General features: G+C 63.9%; 1 protein-coding gene. It reads right to left on the bottom strand.

Going from position 1 to position 498, the window contains the following annotated elements:
* Nucleotides 1-498, bottom strand: a 498-nt coding sequence (locus AWR35_RS04490) for a GTP-binding protein (protein ID WP_156413934.1), incomplete at both ends; no start/stop codon positions are given.

Raw genomic sequence — 498 nt, 5'->3', positions numbered from 1 at the left:
GCCGAACCGGTGACGATCGGGGTGTCGTCGCCCGGGAAGTCGTACTGGGAGAGGAGGTCACGGACTTCCATCTCGACCAGCTCAAGCAGCTCCGGATCGTCGACCATGTCCGCCTTGTTCAGGAAGACGACGATGAACGGAACGCCTACCTGACGCGAAAGCAGGATGTGCTCACGGGTCTGCGGCATCGGGCCGTCGGCAGCGGAAACCACCAGGATCGCGCCGTCCATCTGGGCGGCACCGGTGATCATGTTCTTGACGTAGTCGGCGTGACCCGGGCAGTCGACGTGGGCGTAGTGACGCTTCTCCGACTCGTACTCGACGTGCGAGGTGGAGATCGTGATGCCACGCGCCTTCTCTTCCGGCGCCTTGTCGATCTGGTCGAAGGCCATGCCCTGACCGCCGGATGCCTGGGACATCACGTGCGTGATCGCCGCGGTCAGCGTGGTCTTGCCGTGGTCAACGTGACCGATCGTGCCGACGTTTACGTGCGGCTTG

It is taken from the genome of Guyparkeria sp. WRN-7 (assembly GCF_001641825.1).
Taxonomy (GTDB): Bacteria; Pseudomonadota; Gammaproteobacteria; order Halothiobacillales; family Halothiobacillaceae; genus Guyparkeria.
Note: the sequence above shows the minus strand (reverse complement) of the source record. Positions and strands in the feature narration are given on the sequence as shown.